The 2,370-nt window shown below is 76.1% G+C and carries 1 protein-coding gene and 1 pseudogene; one reads left to right on the top strand and one right to left on the bottom strand.

Features of this window, described 5'->3' with window-relative positions:
* Positions 1 to 1,853, bottom strand: a 1,853-nt coding sequence (locus ACTUAL_RS15775; RefSeq protein WP_440900791.1) for a GH92 family glycosyl hydrolase, incomplete at its 3' end; no start/stop codon positions are given.
* A gap of 188 nt (positions 1,854 to 2,041) precedes the next feature.
* On the opposite strand from ACTUAL_RS15775, the pseudogene ACTUAL_RS15780 reads away from it, so the two are divergent.
* A pseudogene (locus ACTUAL_RS15780) lies at positions 2,042 to 2,370 on the top strand (citramalate synthase); the annotation flags it as partial.

Below are 2,370 nucleotides of genomic sequence, written 5' to 3' on the forward strand. Positions count from 1 at the left end.
AGGGTGACGGTGTCGAACGCCGGTGCGCCGACCGCGAGGTTCGGCGTGCCGGGCGTGAGCGGGTAGAGCCCGAGCGAGGTCCAGACGTACCAGGCCGACAGCGACCCGAGGTCGTCGTTGCCCGGCAGGCCGTCCGGCCCCGCGCTCCAGAGCTCGGCCCGGGCGCGGTCGACGACGTCCTGGGTCCGCGCCGGCTGGCCGAGCCACTGGTAGGTCCACGGAGTGAGGAACGACGGCTGGTTGCCGAGCCACGCGTGCGGGCCGGTGCCGGCGTTCAGCTCCGCGAAGAAGTCGTCGAGGCGGTCGGTGGTCGCGCCGACGGCGTCGAGCACGCCCGCCATGTCCTGCGGCACGCCGCCGAGCGTGTACTGCAGTGCGGTGCCCTCCTGGAAGCCGCCGTCCGTGAACGCGCCGTCGGCGCCGCGGGAGCGCAGCCGGTCGCCGTCGAGCAGGGTCCGCCAGGTCCCGCTGCTCGCCCGGAAGCGTGCGGCGACCCCGGGCCGTCCCGCGACCGCGGCCAGCCGGGAGATCGCGAAGTCGGCCGCGGCGTACTCGAGGGTGGCGGCGCCGTTGCCCGGGACATGGCCGAGGCGGCGGTAGTCCGCGCGGCCGTCGCGCGGCTGCCGGGCCAGCCGGTCGACGACCTCGTCGAGGGGGAAGTCCCGCGCGCCGAACGCCCAGGCGCCGGCGGCGATCGGGCCGGCGGGGTCGCCGTCCATGACGCCGCTGTCCTCGGCCACGACGGGCCAGCGCGGGAAGGCGCCGCCCTGCCGGGCGTCGCGGAGCAGCGACCGCACGACCTGCGACGCGACGTCCGGGCGCAGCCACGCGAGCAGCGGGACCTGGGTGCGGTAGACGTCCCACCCCGAGATCGAGCTCAGCTGCACCTCGCCGCGGGGGAGCCGGTGCACCCGGCCGTCGAACCCGGGGTAGCGGCCGTCGGCGTCGCTGACCGGCGAGGGGTGCAGGAAGGAGTGGTAGACCGCGGTGCGCAGCAGCTCGCGCTCGACCGGGTCGCCGCCGGTGACCGCGACCCGGCCCAGCTCGGTGTCCCAGGCGGCGGCTGCCGCGGCCGCCAGGCGGTCCACCGACCAGCCGGGGGCCGACCGGTCGAGGTTGCGCCGGGCGCCGCGGGCGTCGACGAACGACACCGCCACCTGGGCCCGCACGACCCGCTGCTCGCCGAAGCCCACCCACGCGCCGCCGCCCCACCGACCGCGCGCCGCGAACGGGTGGTCGAACCGGTAGAGCACGTGGACGACGTAGGAGTTGTCGCTGCCGCAGAAGCCGCCGCTGCGGGCGCGTACGGCGACCTCGCGCTCGCTCGGGAACGACACCTGCGCGGCGGTGGTGCCGGCCAGGCTGCCGTCGGCCCGCACCAGGGCGAACGCGGCCTCGCCCGCGGGGTAGGCGAAGCGGAGGAGGCCGGCGCGGGTCGTCGCGGCCAGGTCGACGCCCACCCTGCCGGCGGTGGCGGCGTAGCGCCCGGGCACTGCGCGTTCGGTCGCCTTGTCGAGCGTGGCGGTCGCCGTGCCCGGGTCGTCCGGGACCGCGCCCGCGACCGGCAGGACCGGCGCGTCGCCGAACGTGCGGCAGCCCGCCCCCGACACGTGGGTGGGGGAGAAGCCGCGGACGTCGGTCGAGGCGGCGTCGTACCCGGACGCGGCGTCGCCGGTCGTGTCCGGACCGAGCTGGACCATGCCGAACGGCACCGTCGCCGCGGGCGTGGTGTTGCCGCTGGACCACGGCCGCCCACCGCCGGTGCCGACGAGCGGGTCGGCGGTCACCGCCGTGGCGGGCGTCGCCCACCCGAGGATCCCCGCGCACAGGAGGGCGAGGAGGGCGGGGCGCACCCGCCCGATCGTAGGTGAGGCGACGCATCCGGATCGCGAGATCGGGTGACCGTCATGTGGTCGTCGTGGCACGATGGTCACGTGCAGCACCCGGTGATCATCATTTCCTAGCGCGTCGAGCCCCCGCCCGACGCGCCGCCTCTCGTACTCCGAGAGGTTTTTTTGTGCCCGAAACGAAAGAGCTTCCGATGGACCTCCACGGCGCGTTCCACGTCTACGACACCACCCTGCGCGACGGCGCGCAGCAGGAGGGTCTCAACCTCTCGGTCGCCGACAAGCTCAGCATCGCGCGCCAGCTCGACGGCCTGGGCGTCGGCTACATCGAGGGCGGCTGGCCGGGCGCGAACCCCAAGGACACCGAGTTCTTCCGCCGGGCCGCGCAGGAGCTCGACCTCAAGCACGCCCGGCTGGCCGCGTTCGGCGCCACCCGCCGCGCGGGCGTGAAGGCCGCGGACGACCCGCTGGTCGCGGCGCTGCGCGACAGCGGCGCACCGGTGGTCACGCTGGTCGCGAAGTC

Source organism: Actinosynnema sp. (genome assembly GCF_052038725.1).